This is a genomic window from Olsenella kribbiana, assembly GCF_036408795.1.
In the GTDB taxonomy this organism is placed as follows: Bacteria; Actinomycetota; Coriobacteriia; order Coriobacteriales; family Atopobiaceae; genus Olsenella_L; species Olsenella_L kribbiana.
The window spans coordinates 1-14214 of the sequence record NZ_JAZGJP010000021.1 but is presented as its reverse complement, the minus strand read 5'-3'; the positions used below and the strand labels follow the sequence as shown (position 1 = coordinate 14214).

Below are 14214 nucleotides of genomic sequence, written 5' to 3'. Positions count from 1 at the left end.
TTCCGCATTGCGAGGAGAGCCCTGAGAACCCTCATCGTGCAAGGAAGGTTGCGCCACGAGGGCTCCGAAGGAGGCGGCACCGAACATGGCTGAGAATATGGCAGGCGCCTTGGAGAATGCAGCCCCCAAGCCCCAGCACGGGAGCCTTCTCGATTTCAAGGACGCAGAGATGGGGGATGGGACATACAGCTGCCTGGACTATGAGGCAGCGGCTGCTGCCAAGAAGCTCGAGAGCCGCTACGGGTACCGCTTCGCGAAGCGTGCCTTCGATATTGCCTTCTCCCTCCTCGTGATTCTCCTCTTCGGCTGGGTCTATATCATCACGTCCATTGCAATCAAGCGTGACAGCGAAGGTCCAGTCCTTTTCAACCAGGAGCGCATCGGAATGAACGGCAAGCCATTCAAGATGTACAAGTTCCGCTCGATGTATACCGATGCGGAAGAGGGGCTTGAGAGCCTCAAGAACCTGAACGAGAAGGATGGCCCCGTCTTCAAAATCAAGGACGACCCGCGCATCACGCATGTCGGCCACTTCATCAGGAAGACGAGCATCGATGAGCTGCCGCAGTTCTTCAATGTGCTCAAAGGCGACATGTCCATCGTGGGTCCGCGTCCCGCACTGGCACGCGAGGTGTGCCAGTATACGCCCTACCAGCGCCAGCGCCTCCTCATCAAGCCGGGTATCACCTGCTACTGGCAGACGCGCAGGAACAGGGACGACATCAGCTTCGACGAGTGGGTCGGGCTCGACCTGCTCTACATCAAGAAATGCAGCGCTTGGGCTGACTTCAAGCTCATCGTCCAGACGGTCGGCGTCGTGCTGACGGCACAAGGCAACTAGCTAGGAGGGGGCGGAATCCGCAGTGGGCTCCGCGCCTTCTTCGTCTTTGGGTTATGCATCTTCGGTTTTCATGGTCCGCTCCAGATGCGCAATGATTATTGCGATGTGGACTACAATGTTGAAGTACATTTGAAAAATAGTGCTGCCGTTTTTCATGAGAGGGTCCGCAAATGACCTTGCTAGAACTGTTCCACCTGCTGAAGAAGCACCTCAGGTTCGTGATCCTGCTGCCTGTCGTCTGTGCCCTCGTCGTAGGACTCTTCTCGGTATTCTTCGTCCGCAACGCCTATACTGCCACGGCCGGCATGTACGTCTTGGCACAGGATGAGAGCCAGGGCTCAACGAATCTCTACTCTGACCTCAATGCCTCCCAGATGCTAACGAACGATGTGGCGAAGCTCCTGAAGAGCGACCGAATCGTGAACCAGGTAGGCTCCGAGGTGGGTGTAGACCAGCTCAAGGGCTACAAGGTGAGCGTCACGAGCGAGACTACCTCCCGCGTCATCACGCTCTCTGTCACGGGGCCGGATCCCCAGACGGCAGCAGACATCGTGAACAAGATGATCGAGGATGTCTCCGATGTCGCACGCTCTGTCATGAACGTACAGTCTGTGAATGCAATCGATCAGGCCTACGCACCATCAGAGCCTTCTGGCCCAAACCGTCTGCTCTATATGGGCGTGGCATTCCTTGTTGGTCTCTTTGCTGCTATCGTGATTGTCGTCCTCGGCGACATGCTCAATACTCGTGTACGCGGTCCTGAGGATCTCGAAGAGCTCATCGATGTGCCCATCATTGGCCGCATCCCGACAGTTGAAGGGGGGCGCTAGAGATGCCTAGGAAGAGCTTCGGCACCGATAAGGTAGTTCTGCAGAACGCGCTCAAGACCCTTGCTGCAAATATCCGCTTCTCGTCGGTCGACAAGCCGATTCATTCGCTGACGGTTGTATCTTCCATCCCCTCAGAGGGGAAGACGACGGTCTCGGTCGGCCTTGGCAAGGCATTTGCTGCCGGCGGCTCCACGGTCCTCATGGTCGAGTGCGATATGCGCCGTCGTTCGCTCGCCAATGCGCTGGCGACCCATGGAAACCATGGTCTTTATTCCGTTCTTTCTGGACGCCACTCCGTCCAGGAGGCTGTCGTCACGGCAGGCATGCCGAACCTGTACCTGCTTGATGCAGAGCCAAGCATTCCGAATCCAGCTGATGTCTTGCAGTCAAAGAGGTTCCACGAGCTCGTTGATACGCTGACCTCGATGTACGACTATGTGATCTTCGATATGCCACCTGTGAACACGTTCGTCGATGCGGCTATCGTCTCCTCCATCGTCGATGCAACGCTCCTTGTTGTACGTCAGGGCTATACGCACCGCGAGGATGTGGTTGATGCCTATACGCAGCTCAAGCAGGCTGGTGCCCACGTGATTGGCACGGTCTTGAACTGCGCTGAGGTGGAGAATTCGGGCAAGTACTATGACTACTACCACGAGAAGAAGGATGCCTCCTACGACATGCTTGCAGGTAACGAAGTGCCGCAAAGCTTCAGGTCTGCGCCTCCTGCTGCAGCGAAACTGGCCGCAGCAAAGCCTGCTCCGAAAAAGGCAGAGCCTGCATCGGCAGCTTCGGCTACGCCGCATCTGAAGCCGCTGCCGAGGAAGCAGAGCCATCTTGCCGGCAAGGCAGGAGGTGCTTCGCCGGATGAGACGACGGAGCTTCTACAGAGCGCTGGATATGCTACGCGGGCACCGTATGGAAAACGTATGCCGTATGGCACACGGAGCCAGAACAAGTAGGTATACCTTGCCGCCGCGCCACAAATAAGCGGTATCTTGGGCTGGTGGCATGCTGCTGCCAGCCCTTCTTGATGGAGTGCAGCGGCAGCGTCTAATGAGATCTATACAAGTGCCAGGCATGAGCGGAAGGATTCAATCTCATGGCAGAGCATATGCAGCATGATGGACAGCATAGCGGGGGAGCGGGAAAACACTTCCGCGGGGAGAAGGAAGAAGAGGCTCAGACGCGTGTCGTGAGGCCGAAGCCCGTGCGCGCTGTCTCTGATGTGTACGGAGAGAGCGGCTCTGCAGAATTTTCCCAGAGCCATTCATATCTACCAGCATCAAGCTATAGTCACCAGGAAGCAGGTGTGCCTGCGCCGCAGACCGACTGGAATCCCTACACAGCCGCAGGCTTCAGCGAGGCTCCGCATGGCCATCACCACCATCACCACAAGTCGCACAGGACGCTTGCGATTGTGCTCTGCATTGTGGCTGCTGTCGTTGTAGCGCTTGGCGTCTCTGGCTATTTCTTCTACAAGAGTGCCAAGACCGTAGCGGCAGATGCCTCGATGCTCGTGTCCGAGACCACGTCATTCTCGAATAGCCTTGCTTCCGGGAATACTTCCTCACTCGAGGCAAGCGCGCAGAAAATCGAGGGCCTTGCATCCTCGATGGAGGAAGAGACCCAGAGTCCGCTCTGGGGCGTGGCTTCGGTAGTTCCCGTGGTCGGCTCTGATATCTCGAAGGTCCGTACGCTTGCCTCTGTGGCACATGACCTCTCGACGAAGGTCGTGACGCCTGCAGCGCAGAGCCTCTCGGGTGTCACGATGAGCTCTGTCTTCAGCGATGGAAAGATCGATATCGCGACGGTCCAGACCATCTGCAACACGGTGTCTGATCTCCAGCCTGCTATCGACTCTTCTGCCAAGCGTGTGGATGCGCTCGGGACGGCGCAGCTCGACCAGCTCAAGGAGCCGCTTGAGAAGGCAAAGACGACGCTCGACGAGCTTGACGCGGCGGCTACGGGAATGGCGAAAGTCGCACCCTCCCTGCCTGCCATGCTCGGTGCCGATGGTGCAAGAAACTATCTCGTCGTGGCACAGAACAACTCCGAGATCCGCTCCACGGGTGGCTTCCCAGGCTCGCGCATGCTGCTCACAATCGACAATGGACAGATTGAGCTCGGCAGCTTCGAGGCGGTTGGAGACCACTTTGCTGCAGGCACGATTCCTCTGACCGATGAGGAATACCACGTTGTGAATGACATCATGCAGACAGGTGCCACGTTCGCACCGGGAGACGTGAATGCCGTGCCAAGCTTCCCACGTGCGGCACAGCTCATGAAGTGGTGCTGGGAGGCAGAAGGCAATGACACGGTCGACGGCGTCATTGCAATCGATCCGGTGTTTCTCCAGAGTCTCTTGGGCCTTACGGGCGGCGTTACGACAGAGGATGGCACGGTCGTGGATGGCACGAACGCCGCAGAGATCCTCCTCAACAAGACGTATTACCTGCCTACAGCAGAGCAGGACCCCTTCTTTGCCGAGGTTGCAGGCCTTGCCATGAACAAGGTCATGAGCTCGCTTGGTTCTGTCGGCATGACCGATCTGGCAAAGACTGTGGGAGACGGTGTCTCCCAGGGACGATTCCTCATCTATATGGACAATGCGGATGAAGAGTCTGCCATCGCATCGCTTGGAGCAGAGGGCGAGGTCAACCAGGATTCCCAGAATCCGGTTGCGGGCTTCTATGTCTACGACAAGACAGGCTCGAAGCTTGACTGGTACCTCGATATGAAGAGCAGTGTGAGCGCGCCGACCACAAAAGCGGACGGAACGAAGTCCTATCAGGTGACGGTCACGCTCCACAACACGACGACGCTCGAGCAGATGGAAAACGAGCTTCCCAGCTATATCACAGGCTCGACGCCTGAGGTCCACAACTATTCGATGATCACATCGTTCATGGCAATGGCACCAGCAGGAGGAACTATCTCTGACTTCAGGGTGGACGCGGACGAAGTGAACTCCGAGTCCGAGGCAACGCTTTACGGCAACGATGTGTGGGCCGGTTATGTGAATATCTATCCTTCTGCTACGGCGACCTTCACGTATACGGTGACAACTGCCGCCGGAGCGAATGATCTTTTGATGTGGATGACCCCGACGGGACGCAGCTTCGAGTAGCGGCAAGCCGAATATCTGTACAAGTGCAGGCTCTGGCGTATGCCGGAGCCTGCATTTTTTGCGAAACATTTCTGTTTGAACTCAGACAGTTCGGGCTTCTATCTGTGTAATAGCCGAACCGTATACTCTTCTCGGTGCTTTGCGCATGGGCAACAGGCATATTAACCTATGAGGTCAACAATACTAATATAGGGCCGAGACAGACGGAAATCGAATATTTGAGCAAGAGGCTCAAGAAGAATCTGATATCCCGCCGTCGAATGATTAATGCGGTCATATCCAGTAATAGCTGGAGAGCAGGCTTTCCGAAATATGCGTGGCGAAGTCTCCGACAGATAGCTCATTTGAGCCTCCTCCTCGAGGGCACAGGATCGAGGGAAATCGCAAAGGTCTATGGGGAATGGACGTTTCAAAGAACTTGAGTGAGTATTTGCGCGGGCAGGCACCGGTGATTATTGCGGCTCGGCACCGGCTGCGTCGCGAATCGGCACCGGGGACGGCGCCGTGCAGCACCGTCCCCTCATGAGGCCTCAGCTCAATGCATCAGGATCTGGGGCTGGAAGATGCTGCCGTCCCGATGGCAGCACGCATGTTCATCTCTCCCATGTCGACCCATGCGGTCTTGTGGACGATGCGGTCCATGATCGCCTCGGCCGTGACATCGGCACCGAGCCGGGCATGCCAGTCCTTCTACCGGTACTGGGTGCAGAAGATCGTCGACCTATCGTCGTAGCGGAGTGTGTTTAGTCACTGATAATCGTTACGGGGTTTGTCCTTCTCTTCTTCGCGACCAAAGGACAATACTCACTGTTGTGGGGACGGCGCGGTGGCTCGTGTTTAGTCTGACGCCCCAGGGCTGTCTTTTGCTTGAGTCGCCCCGCGCCATCCCGGTGACCCGAGGGCCGGCCATGACTTGATAGGAGCATGGGCGCGGCTGCCGGCCAGCATCTGCAGTATAGCGCTCTCGTCAGTGACGCGTCTGCCCGTTCCGAAGGCCACCCGAAACCTGAGGCAGGGAAGGGAGACGCATGAACGAGAACGGAACGGTCGCGGCCGGCCTGGACACGCACAGGGACACGCACGCCCTCTGCGTGATTGACCGAGTGGGCCGCGTCCTTAGGACCGGGACGTATAGCGCCGACGCCGCCGGGTACGACGAGATCGCATCGGCAATCGGCGAGCCCGGGGACTGCGCCGTCGTCGGAATCGAGGGGACCGGGTCGTACGGGGCGGGGGTCGCGAGGAGGCTCGCCGAGCTCGGGTACGATGTCGTCGAGGTCGTGAGGCCCAGGCGCGAGAAGCGCATGGCGGGGCGGGACAAGAACGACCCCGCCGACGCGGAGCGGGCGGCGCGCGACGCGCTCGCTGGCAGGGCCTCCGGGGCCCCGAAGGCCGGGAGCGGCTGGGTTGAGGCGCTCAGGTTCCGCATGGTCGCGCGGGAGACGGCCGTCGGCGAGTCGACCCGAGCCGCGAACTCGGTCCACGCGCTCGTGGTGACCGCTCCCGCGCCCGTCCGCGAGCGGCTCGCCGGCATGCGGACCCCGACGCTCATGAAGGAGCTGTCGCGCAGGCGCAGGGCGCGCGACGAGCTCGAGCGATCGCTCTGGGACTCCCTGCGTTCGCTCGCGCTCGCATGGAGGGCCGCGAAGGAGGCAGCCGCCGAGCAGGAGGCGGCGATGCGCTCCATCCTGGAGGCGAACGCGCCGGCGCTGCTCGACGTGAGCGGCTGCGGCGCCATAAGCGCCGCCAGGCTCGCCATAGCCGCGGGCGACAACCCGGAGAGGGTGTCGGGGGAGGCCGCGTTCGCGTCGCTTTGCGGGGCGTCGCCGATCGAAGCGTCCAGCGGCAAGGTCAAGCGCTACCGCCTGAACCGCGGCGGCGACCGACAGGCGAACCGCGCGCTCCACACCATCGCCCGCCAGCGCATGAGGCGCGACGACCGCACGAAGGCCTATGTCGAAAAGCGCACCAAGGAAGGCAAGAGCCGACGCGAGATAGAGCGCGTCCTCGTCCGCTACATCGCCCGCGAAGTCTATCGGGCCATCATGCACCCGATGAGCGCGAGCCGGGCTTCCAGTGAGGGGGCGGCCAGGTCGGCGAGGGCGGCGCGCGTGCGCATGGGGGTGACCCAGTCGCAGGCCGCGTCCGCGCTTGGGGTCGCCAGCGCTCGAATAAGCGAGCTCGAGAGATGCGTGCTCATCGACGAAACCCTCCTGCAGAGGTATCGAGGATGGCTTGAATCGATAGCTTCCGATGGGCGATGGAAATCTATTGAATCAACCCTTGACAGCAAATAGGAGCCTCAAGCCCAGATTTAGGTTTTGAGCATGGATTTCTTTCGGGTCCGTGCACGGAACTTTTTCGGGTTTCGTCACGGACCCGCCAGACCTTCCTATCTTCCCGACTTCCCGAGCATCAGGCTCTCCTCGAGCCTGTGGCTGGGGCCTCCGAACTCGACGAGCCTGCCATGGCGCACGACGCGGTCGACGATCGCGGCAGCCAGCTTGTCGTCGGCGAACACCGTGCCCCACCTGCTGAACTCGACATTGGTGGTGAATATGACGCTCCTCCTCTCGTAGCTCTCGGAGATCACCTGGTACAGGAGCCTTGCGCCGTCCACATCGAAGGGGACGTAGCCGAACTCGTCCAGGACGAGGAGCCTTGCCCTGGCGATATCCGCGAGCAGCCTGCCGGGCGTCCCCTCCCTCTTGGCCTTCCCCAGCTGGAGCACCAGCTGCGCGGTCTGGAAGAACCTCACGGGATAGCCTGCCGAGGTCGCCGCGATGCCGAGCGCCGTGGCCATGTGGGTCTTGCCGCGCCCCGTCTGGCCGTAGAAGACGAGGTCCTCGGCGTCGCGCACGAATGCCAGCGAGCACATCTCGTCGCGCCCCCAGCCGTCTGGGAAGGCCACGTTCGACCAGTCGAACCCGTCGAGCGCCTTGGGCACGGGGAACCTCGCCTGCCGCAGCAGCCTCGCCCTCTTCGTCCTGTCGCGGTGGGCGATCTCCGACCCGAGCATCGCCGTGCATGCCGCCACCTGCCCTGGCGTCGCGGAGGCGAGGAAGGCGTCTATCGTGTCGCCCGATATGAAGAGCGCCCTGGCTGCCCCGCGGAAGGCGGCCTGCGAGGCCTCACGCTCCGAGCTCGTCTGTGTTAAAGTCAACCCCGGATCTACCGATATGGGCAAGATTCCTGCACCAGCCGGGGCAATATAGATCCACCAGCACGGGCAATGGGATCAGCCGGAATCGGTGCCTGCGCCCTTCCTCGAGAGGCTGCCTGCAGGCAGGTCCTTGGTCCTGTAGGACCTTCCGGTGATTCGTATGAGGTGGCAGTGGTGGCAGAGCCTGTCGGCTATGGCGGATGCCGTCACCGCATTGCCGAAGACGTCGGCCCACATGCCTATCCCCACGTTCGTCGTCACGATCGTCGACCTCCTCTCGTACCTCCTGGAGACGAGCTGGAAGATGAGGTCTGCGCCCCGCTTGTCGATCTGCAGGTAGCCCAGCTCGTCCAGCATCGGCAGCGACAGGTGCGGGCAGGAGCGCATCCTGCGCTCCAGCTGGCCCTTGTCGGCCGCGCGCCCGGGGTCCTCGACGAGATGCTGGCAGCCGACGAAGTACGTCAGCCTGCGGTGCCTCACGGCCTCCACGCCGAGCGCGACCGCGAGATGGGTCTTGCCCACGCCCGGGCTCCCGACGAATATCACGTTCTCGTGCCTGTCCACGAAGCCGAGCGTGGCGAGGTCCTCGATCTCCGCCCTGGGCACGCTCGGCTGGAAGGACCAGCCGGAGTCCTGGAGCGTCTTCACGTAGGGGAAGCTCGCCTTCCCTGTCTGGCTGCCGATGATGCGCTCGCGCCTGAGCCTCACCTCGTCGGAGGTCATCTCGAGCAGCGCCTCCGGGAACGACCTGCGGCCGTCTGCCACCATGGACATGCATTCGGCCGCGTTGGCTGCCATCGGGCCGGGCCCGAGCTCCTCGAGGCTGCCTATGATGCGCGCATAGGGCGTGGCGGCGTCTTCCGTGCCCATCACCGCTCCTTCCCGAGATTGCCGAGCAGCCCGGGGCTGCGCCTGGCAGCCTCCTCTATGTCGCCGTCCGTGGCCCAGCGCCTGTCCCCGAGGGCCTCGATGTAGTGCCGCTCCTGGCAGCTGATGCTCTGCTGCGATGCTGCCGTGTCGTGCACGGCGACAAGCTCGTTCCCCAGACAGGTCCTGAGCTCGCCTCCCGGCATGCCCACGAGCCTCACGGTCCTGCCGATGCAGCGCCTCGGCACGGACCATTCCCTGCCTGCATATCCCACGAGCATCGTGGAGGGCACCCTCTGGCGGGAGACCTCGCCCAGCAGGGGCAGCGCCTCCGATGCGGAGGGCACGGGCTTCAGCAGGTCCTTCTCCTTCATGAAGAGCGCTGCGGGCGGCATGCCCGTATCCTCGTTCGGCTCCTCGCTGCTCCTGGCCTCCATGCGCGCCATGGCAGCGTCTATGTCCTCCCAGCCGCCCACGTCCCGGCCATGGGCGGGCAGCCGGTTCACGAAGCGGTTCGCGCTCTCGTCCTTGCCCTTCGTCTGGGGCGTCCTGGCGGCGCAGAGCCCTGTCCTGAAGCCCATCCTCCCGGCGAAGGCGAACGCCCTCTCCACCCTGTGCCTCTTCCCGCCGGAATCTGTCGTGACGAGCGCGGACATGCTGCCGGCGATCCGCTCGGGAGGGACCCCGCCGAGCCTCTGGGCGGTCTGGTAGGCGCATCCCACGAAGCCGTCCGTCGTGATCGTGCTGGAGCGGATGCAGTTGTGCCTCCCCGGGTATCCGAGGGCTGCGCTCCACACGCTGGACAGGAACTCGGCGGCGTCCCGCCCATGCAGGAGCAGCCTCTCCTTCCAGCCGGACCGGAGCTGCCTTCCCGGCTCCGTCCCGTGGCGGGGATGCGCGTCGGGGAGGGGCTGGCCCGCCTTCAGCCCGCGTGCATCCATCCAGTGCCTGGAGGCGCCGTGCTTGGGGAGCTTCACATCCGGATGCCTGCCGGGGAGCCGCTCGTGCATCGCCTTCATCGTGACGCCGGGAATCTGTGCCCTGTCCCCTGTCTCATCCCTGTATCTGCCGGAGCCGCTGCGCCTTGCAGGGCGCCCGTCCTCCATCACTGCGCCTTCCTTCCAGCACTTCGCGGCCGCATGCCGGTCCATCCCGCATCTGCGTGCCATCTCCGGGGAGCTGGGGCGCACGCCCATCACCCTGGGCATATCCATCTCTCCGATCAGGCTGGCCTCCATCCTGGCTGCCTCCGGATCCGTCTCCGCATATCCGTACGGAGCGGATTCTCGCTGCCCTGGATGGCGAAGCTGTATTGACCTGGATGGTGGAAGCGCATTGCCCCGGCTGGAATATCGCTTTGCCCTGACTGGCAGCTTCTAGATTGCCATTAACAGTCTGCGGCATGCCGCCCACCCCCTTCGAGCAGCCTCAGCGCCCCGTCGTAGACGTCCAGGTCGACCTTCTCGTCGTACTCCACGCGCTCGTCCCCGGCTGCCGCCCTGGCGGCGGAGAGGGCGACGGTGGCGCGGTCGAGGCTGCCGGTCGCCGCGAGCGAGCGCGACATGCCCTCCACGGCGGCCTCCCAGCCGCGCTCCGCGCTCTCGTCGCGCAGCACCCTGAGGTCGGCCTTCAGGCTGTCCGCCGGCTCGCCGTCGAGGAAGGCGACGAGCTCTTCAGGGAGCGATGCCCTGACGCTCGAGTCCCTCCATCCGGCAGGCCTCATGCACAGCAGCCTGAGCTGCAGGGTCGGGTCGGAGCTGTCGGTCGGAGCCCCGCCCCACTGGCGCTCGTAGGTGGCGATCGCCTCGCCGGTGGAGATGTCGCAGACCGTGACGTCGAACGCGCCCAGGGCGACGGCGACCTCGCAGCGTGCATAGGCGGGGCCGGCGGAGTAGCGGTGCACGCCTCCGAGCGTGAAGGTGCCCTGCTTGCTGCACCTCCTCGTCTCCCACCTGACGCACGAGAACGCGGCCGGCGGCAGCGGCGAGAGCGCCTCCCTGTCCTCCCCGAACAGCTCGAGCTCGGGCGTGCCGAGCCTGTAGTGGCGCTTGCCCTCGCTCAGGTCGAGGCAGTCCTGGAGCAGCCTCTCGTTGAACGAGGCGACGTCGTGGAAGGACGGGACAGGCACGAAGAGGTTCCTCCTGTGGCAGCCGACCTTGTTCTCGACATTGCCCTTCTCGTTGCCCGAATAGGGGTTGGTGAAGGTGTAGTCGAGCCCGTAGTGCGCCGCGAAGAGCCGGAAGAGCTCCGACGTCCTGACCTCGCCCCCGACGCGCCGGCCGACCTCGGTGGCGTTGTCGAAGACGGCCCTGCGGGGCACGCCGCCTATGAATGAGCTGTAATCTTTTGGTGGACAGCGGGATGGCAGGAACCTGCAGCCGATATGCTCAGATGAGATGCCCTCCCATCACCACCAGCAGATTGGAGCAGAGAGATGTCGGTGAGCGCAGGCGAGATCGAGAAGGCAGAGTCCAGGGCCAAGGCGAAGGCTCCCAGGCAGTATACGGAGGAGTACCGGCTCGAGGCGGTCGAGTACTACAGGAAGGCCCGGGAGGCGGATCCGAAGAAGAGCATCAGGGAGTGCGCCTCGGAGCTCGGGATCAACGACAAGACCCTCAACGACTGGGTCATCAAGTACGGGAGGACGGGAAAGGTCACCCAGGCCAGGACCGGAGAGCAGAAGGAGCTCGACGAGGCGAGGAAGCGCATCAGGGAGCTCGAGAGCGAGAACGAGTTCCTAAAAAAGCAGCAGCCTTCTTCGCCAGGAGCCTCTGACGGAGGACAGGTTCCGGCTGATGCTGGAGGAGAAGGCGGACTACAGCGTCTCGATGATGGCGCGGGTGCTGGGCGTGAGCAGGTCGGGATTCTACCGGTGGCTGAAGGCGGGCGGCAGCGGGGAGGATTCGTGGGGTCCCCTCAAGGAGGCCATCATCGAGATATGGGAGGAGAGCGGGAGGCGGTTCGGCTTCCGCAAGGTCTGGTCCAAGCTGGCAGGGGATCCCAAGTACGGCCGCTTCGCAGGCACGGTCCCCTGCCGCGTGCGGAAATGCATGTCCGGGCTGGGGATGCGCGGCATCTGCCCCAACGCCTCCAGGAGGACGACAGTGCCGGACAGGGACGCGCCTGAGCGGCCTGACCTCATAGAGAGGAACTTCTCGAGTCCTGTCCCGACCACGAAGCTCGTGGGCGACATAGCCTATCTCAGGACCACAGGAGGATTCATCTACCTGGCCGTGGCCATGGACCTGTGCACGCGCATGGTCGTCGGCTGGAGCATACGGGACAGCATGAGGGCAGGCCTCGTGGTCGCAGCCCTCGATATGGCATATTCGCGCGGATACGTCGCCGGAGGGGCCATATTCCACAGCGACCGCGGCAGCCAGCACGCGGGCGCAGAGCTCGCCGCCTGGGCAGCGGCGCACGGCGTGAGGCTCTCCGTGGGCCGCACAGGGAGCTGCCACGGCAATGCGGTCGCGGAGCAGTTATGTGCTTGAGCACATAAGGACTCTAATGCGCTGGATGCGATTATGTGCCGAGTGGGTGCCGGACGGCAGGCGGAGGGGCATATCGGCAATCCGCTGAGCACATAACGCTGTAACGTCTTCCCTGTCGGGACTGCATCCTGCAGAGAGGAGACGGAATGGACAGGATACAGCAGCTTGAAGGCTTCCACAGGCATCTGCTCGACAACGGCTACTCGGAGACTGCATCGAAGAACTACCGCTTCCGGGTCAGCACGTTCCTGAAGAGGAGGCCGGAAGCGCTCGGAGCGGGAGAGGACGAGGCCAGGAGGATCGTCGAGGGCTACATCTCGGAGCTGCCGCGCAACACGGCGTCGACCATCCCCGCAGCGGCTGTGAGGAGATGGTGGACCTACAGGTTCGGGAAGCCCTACCGCGAGCGCATCGTCCCGTCGGAGCTCCGGCCGGATGCAGCCATCGATGCGGAGCTTGCGGAATTCGGGAAGTATCTCTCCATCCACGGCAGCATAAAGCCCGTGACCATCAGGAACAGGATCGCCTCCATAAAGCTGTTCCTGCACGCCGTCTTTCCCGATGGCACCTTCGAGCGCAGGGCGATCACCCTGCATGACTTCGCCGGCTGCCATACGGCCGCAGCCACGGCCGAAGGCGCGTCGATGCGCGCCCTCCAGGGAAGCGACCTGAGATCGTACATCCGCTTCCTGAGATGGAAGGGCATGGAGTGCGTGCCACTCGATGCGGTGTCGCTGAACGGCCCTGCGCGCCGCGGGCACACGGTTCCCGGGCGGCTTTCCGAGGAGGATTTCGAGGCCCTTCTGGCATCCTGCGATTCCGGCACGGTGCGCGGGGCGAGGGATGCGGCGATGGCCCTGTGCATGGGCATGCTCGGACTCAGGGCATGCGATGTCGCGAACCTGGCCCTGGACGACATCTCATGGGCAGACGGCACGATTGCCGTGCGCGGGTCGAAGAGCAGGACAGGGAGGGTGCTGCCCCTGGGCGAGCGGACAGGGGCGGCGCTGGAGCGCTATGCCACGATGCGGGGGAAGGCCGAAGGAACCCGCTCCCTCTTCCTGAGCACGGCCGGAACGCCCATGCGGTCGCACCAGGTCCAGACGGCGATGTCGCTGGCTGCCGGCCGTGCGGGAATCGAGGCGTACCACGGGACGCATGGGCTGCGCAGGATGGTGGCCACGAACATGGCCAATGCGGGGATCGACGCGAAGACTATCGCGGACGTGCTGGGGCACGAGCGCGTGGACACGACGATGGGATACGTGAAGGTCAGCACGGAGAACCTCCGCAGGGCTGCGGCGCCGTGGCCCGGAGAGGGGCTGCGATGAGCGGGATCGAGGAGATGGCCAGCAGATACATAGAGTACAAGCAGGCGCTCGGGTTCGACTTCGCCGGAGAGGCCCAGAGGCTGCGCGCCTTCGCAGCCTTCCTCGGCGGCGACGATGCGACCGAGGAGCCGGCGCTCGCCTGGGCATGCAGCGGCGCCGGCCATCCGAGGTCGTACCAGGCACAGCGGTACGAGACGGTCAGGCGCTTCTCGGGATTCGCCCATGCGCCCGACCCTGCCTTTCCCGCAATGCGGCCCGGGCTCCTCGGACGCACATCCGACCGGGTCGTCCCGTACATCTACAGCGAGGAGGATGTCTGCCTGCTCATGCGCGCTGCGCTCTCGGAAGGCTCGCCAGACGGCCTCAGGGGCAAGGGCCTCTCGTTCCCGATCGGGCTCATGTGGTCATGCGGGCTCCGCATAGGCGAGGCGCTCGGCCTCGAGGATGCCGACTTCGATGCGCATGCCGGGACCCTTGCTGTAAGGGATTCCAAGTTCGGATCGTCCAGGACGATCCCGGTATCGCCGGGCACCGCAGAGCGCATCGCAGGATACGTCG

At 63.1% G+C, this 14214-nt stretch carries 12 protein-coding genes and 2 pseudogenes; 10 read left to right on the top strand and 4 right to left on the bottom strand.

From position 1 onward, the window contains the following. Positions 1-85 precede the first annotated feature (85 nt). The 6 genes from VXJ24_RS10305 to VXJ24_RS10280 all read left to right on the top strand — a co-directional run bounded on the left by VXJ24_RS10305 (position 86) and on the right by VXJ24_RS10280 (position 7098). Positions 86-841, top strand: a complete 756-nt coding sequence (locus tag VXJ24_RS10305; RefSeq protein ID WP_330972832.1) for a sugar transferase — start codon at positions 86-88, stop codon at positions 839-841. Positions 842-1011: 170 nt separating this feature from the next. Next, positions 1012-1671: a YveK family protein gene (locus tag VXJ24_RS10300; RefSeq protein ID WP_330972831.1), complete on the top strand. Its 660-nt coding sequence runs from the start codon at positions 1012-1014 to the stop codon at positions 1669-1671. Between the two features lie 2 nt (positions 1672-1673). After that, positions 1674-2633 carry a CpsD/CapB family tyrosine-protein kinase gene (locus VXJ24_RS10295; RefSeq protein WP_330972830.1) on the top strand — a complete coding sequence of 320 codons (960 nt, stop codon included), beginning with the start codon at positions 1674-1676 and terminating at the stop codon, positions 2631-2633. Positions 2634-2773: 140 nt separating this feature from the next. After that, complete coding sequence (locus VXJ24_RS10290; RefSeq protein ID WP_330972829.1) at positions 2774-4801, top strand: DUF4012 domain-containing protein; 2028 nt, start codon at positions 2774-2776, stop codon at positions 4799-4801. Positions 4802-5339: 538 nt separating this feature from the next. After that, positions 5340-5534, top strand: coding sequence for a hypothetical protein (locus tag VXJ24_RS10285; protein ID WP_330972828.1), 195 nt, complete (start codon positions 5340-5342; stop codon positions 5532-5534). Between the two features lie 295 nt (positions 5535-5829). Continuing rightward, on the top strand, positions 5830-7098 hold the full coding sequence (locus tag VXJ24_RS10280; RefSeq protein ID WP_330972827.1) for an IS110 family RNA-guided transposase: 1269 nt from the start codon (positions 5830-5832) through the stop codon (positions 7096-7098). A gap of 95 nt (positions 7099-7193) precedes the next feature. Here VXJ24_RS10280 and istB (VXJ24_RS10275) read toward each other — a convergent pair whose 3' ends face one another. The 4 genes from istB (VXJ24_RS10275) to VXJ24_RS10260 form a co-directional block, all read right to left on the bottom strand. Further along, positions 7194-7988 carry an IS21-like element helper ATPase IstB gene (gene istB / locus VXJ24_RS10275; protein WP_330972826.1) on the bottom strand — a complete coding sequence of 265 codons (795 nt, stop codon included), beginning with the start codon at positions 7986-7988 and terminating at the stop codon, positions 7194-7196. Between the two features lie 51 nt (positions 7989-8039). Next, a complete protein-coding gene (istB, locus tag VXJ24_RS10270) occupies positions 8040-8834 on the bottom strand; it encodes an IS21-like element helper ATPase IstB (RefSeq protein WP_330972825.1) in 795 nt (264 codons plus the stop codon). Next, positions 8834-9937 carry a Mu transposase domain-containing protein gene (locus tag VXJ24_RS10265; protein WP_330972824.1) on the bottom strand — a complete coding sequence of 368 codons (1104 nt, stop codon included), beginning with the start codon at positions 9935-9937 and terminating at the stop codon, positions 8834-8836. Before VXJ24_RS10265 ends, istB (VXJ24_RS10270) begins: the two co-directional genes overlap by 1 nt. Positions 9938-10218: 281 nt before the next feature. After that, positions 10219-11151 (bottom strand): Mu transposase domain-containing protein, encoded by a 933-nt coding sequence (locus tag VXJ24_RS10260; RefSeq protein WP_330972823.1) that lies wholly within the window; start codon positions 11149-11151, stop codon positions 10219-10221. Positions 11152-11265: 114 nt separating this feature from the next. Between VXJ24_RS10260 and VXJ24_RS11530 the strand changes: the two are divergent. The 4 genes and pseudogenes from VXJ24_RS11530 to VXJ24_RS10245 all read left to right on the top strand — a co-directional run. Continuing rightward, positions 11266-11562: pseudogene (locus VXJ24_RS11530) on the top strand (transposase); the annotation flags it as partial. Positions 11563-11593: 31 nt separating this feature from the next. Beyond that, a pseudogene (locus VXJ24_RS10255) lies at positions 11594-12325 on the top strand (IS3 family transposase); the annotation flags it as partial. Between the two features lie 146 nt (positions 12326-12471). Next, positions 12472-13656, top strand: a complete 1185-nt coding sequence (locus tag VXJ24_RS10250) for a tyrosine-type recombinase/integrase (RefSeq protein WP_330972822.1) — start codon at positions 12472-12474, stop codon at positions 13654-13656. Continuing rightward, positions 13653-14214, top strand: a 562-nt coding sequence (locus VXJ24_RS10245; RefSeq protein WP_330972821.1) for a tyrosine-type recombinase/integrase, incomplete at its 3' end; no start/stop codon positions are given. The genes VXJ24_RS10250 and VXJ24_RS10245, both read left to right, overlap by 4 nt.

Coding starts and splice junctions, on each gene's coding strand:
- istB (WP_330972825.1), bottom strand. CDS start 8,834: ATGGGCACGGAAGACGCCGCCACGCCCTATGCGCGCATCATAGGCAGC.
- VXJ24_RS10290 (WP_330972829.1), top strand. CDS start 2,774: ATGGCAGAGCATATGCAGCATGATGGACAGCATAGCGGGGGAGCGGGA.
- VXJ24_RS10285 (WP_330972828.1), top strand. CDS start 5,340: ATGCATCAGGATCTGGGGCTGGAAGATGCTGCCGTCCCGATGGCAGCA.
- VXJ24_RS10295 (WP_330972830.1), top strand. CDS start 1,674: ATGCCTAGGAAGAGCTTCGGCACCGATAAGGTAGTTCTGCAGAACGCG.
- VXJ24_RS10250 (WP_330972822.1), top strand. CDS start 12,472: ATGGACAGGATACAGCAGCTTGAAGGCTTCCACAGGCATCTGCTCGAC.
- VXJ24_RS10300 (WP_330972831.1), top strand. CDS start 1,012: ATGACCTTGCTAGAACTGTTCCACCTGCTGAAGAAGCACCTCAGGTTC.
- VXJ24_RS10305 (WP_330972832.1), top strand. CDS start 86: ATGGCTGAGAATATGGCAGGCGCCTTGGAGAATGCAGCCCCCAAGCCC.
- VXJ24_RS10265 (WP_330972824.1), bottom strand. CDS start 9,937: ATGGAGGACGGGCGCCCTGCAAGGCGCAGCGGCTCCGGCAGATACAGG.
- VXJ24_RS10280 (WP_330972827.1), top strand. CDS start 5,830: ATGAACGAGAACGGAACGGTCGCGGCCGGCCTGGACACGCACAGGGAC.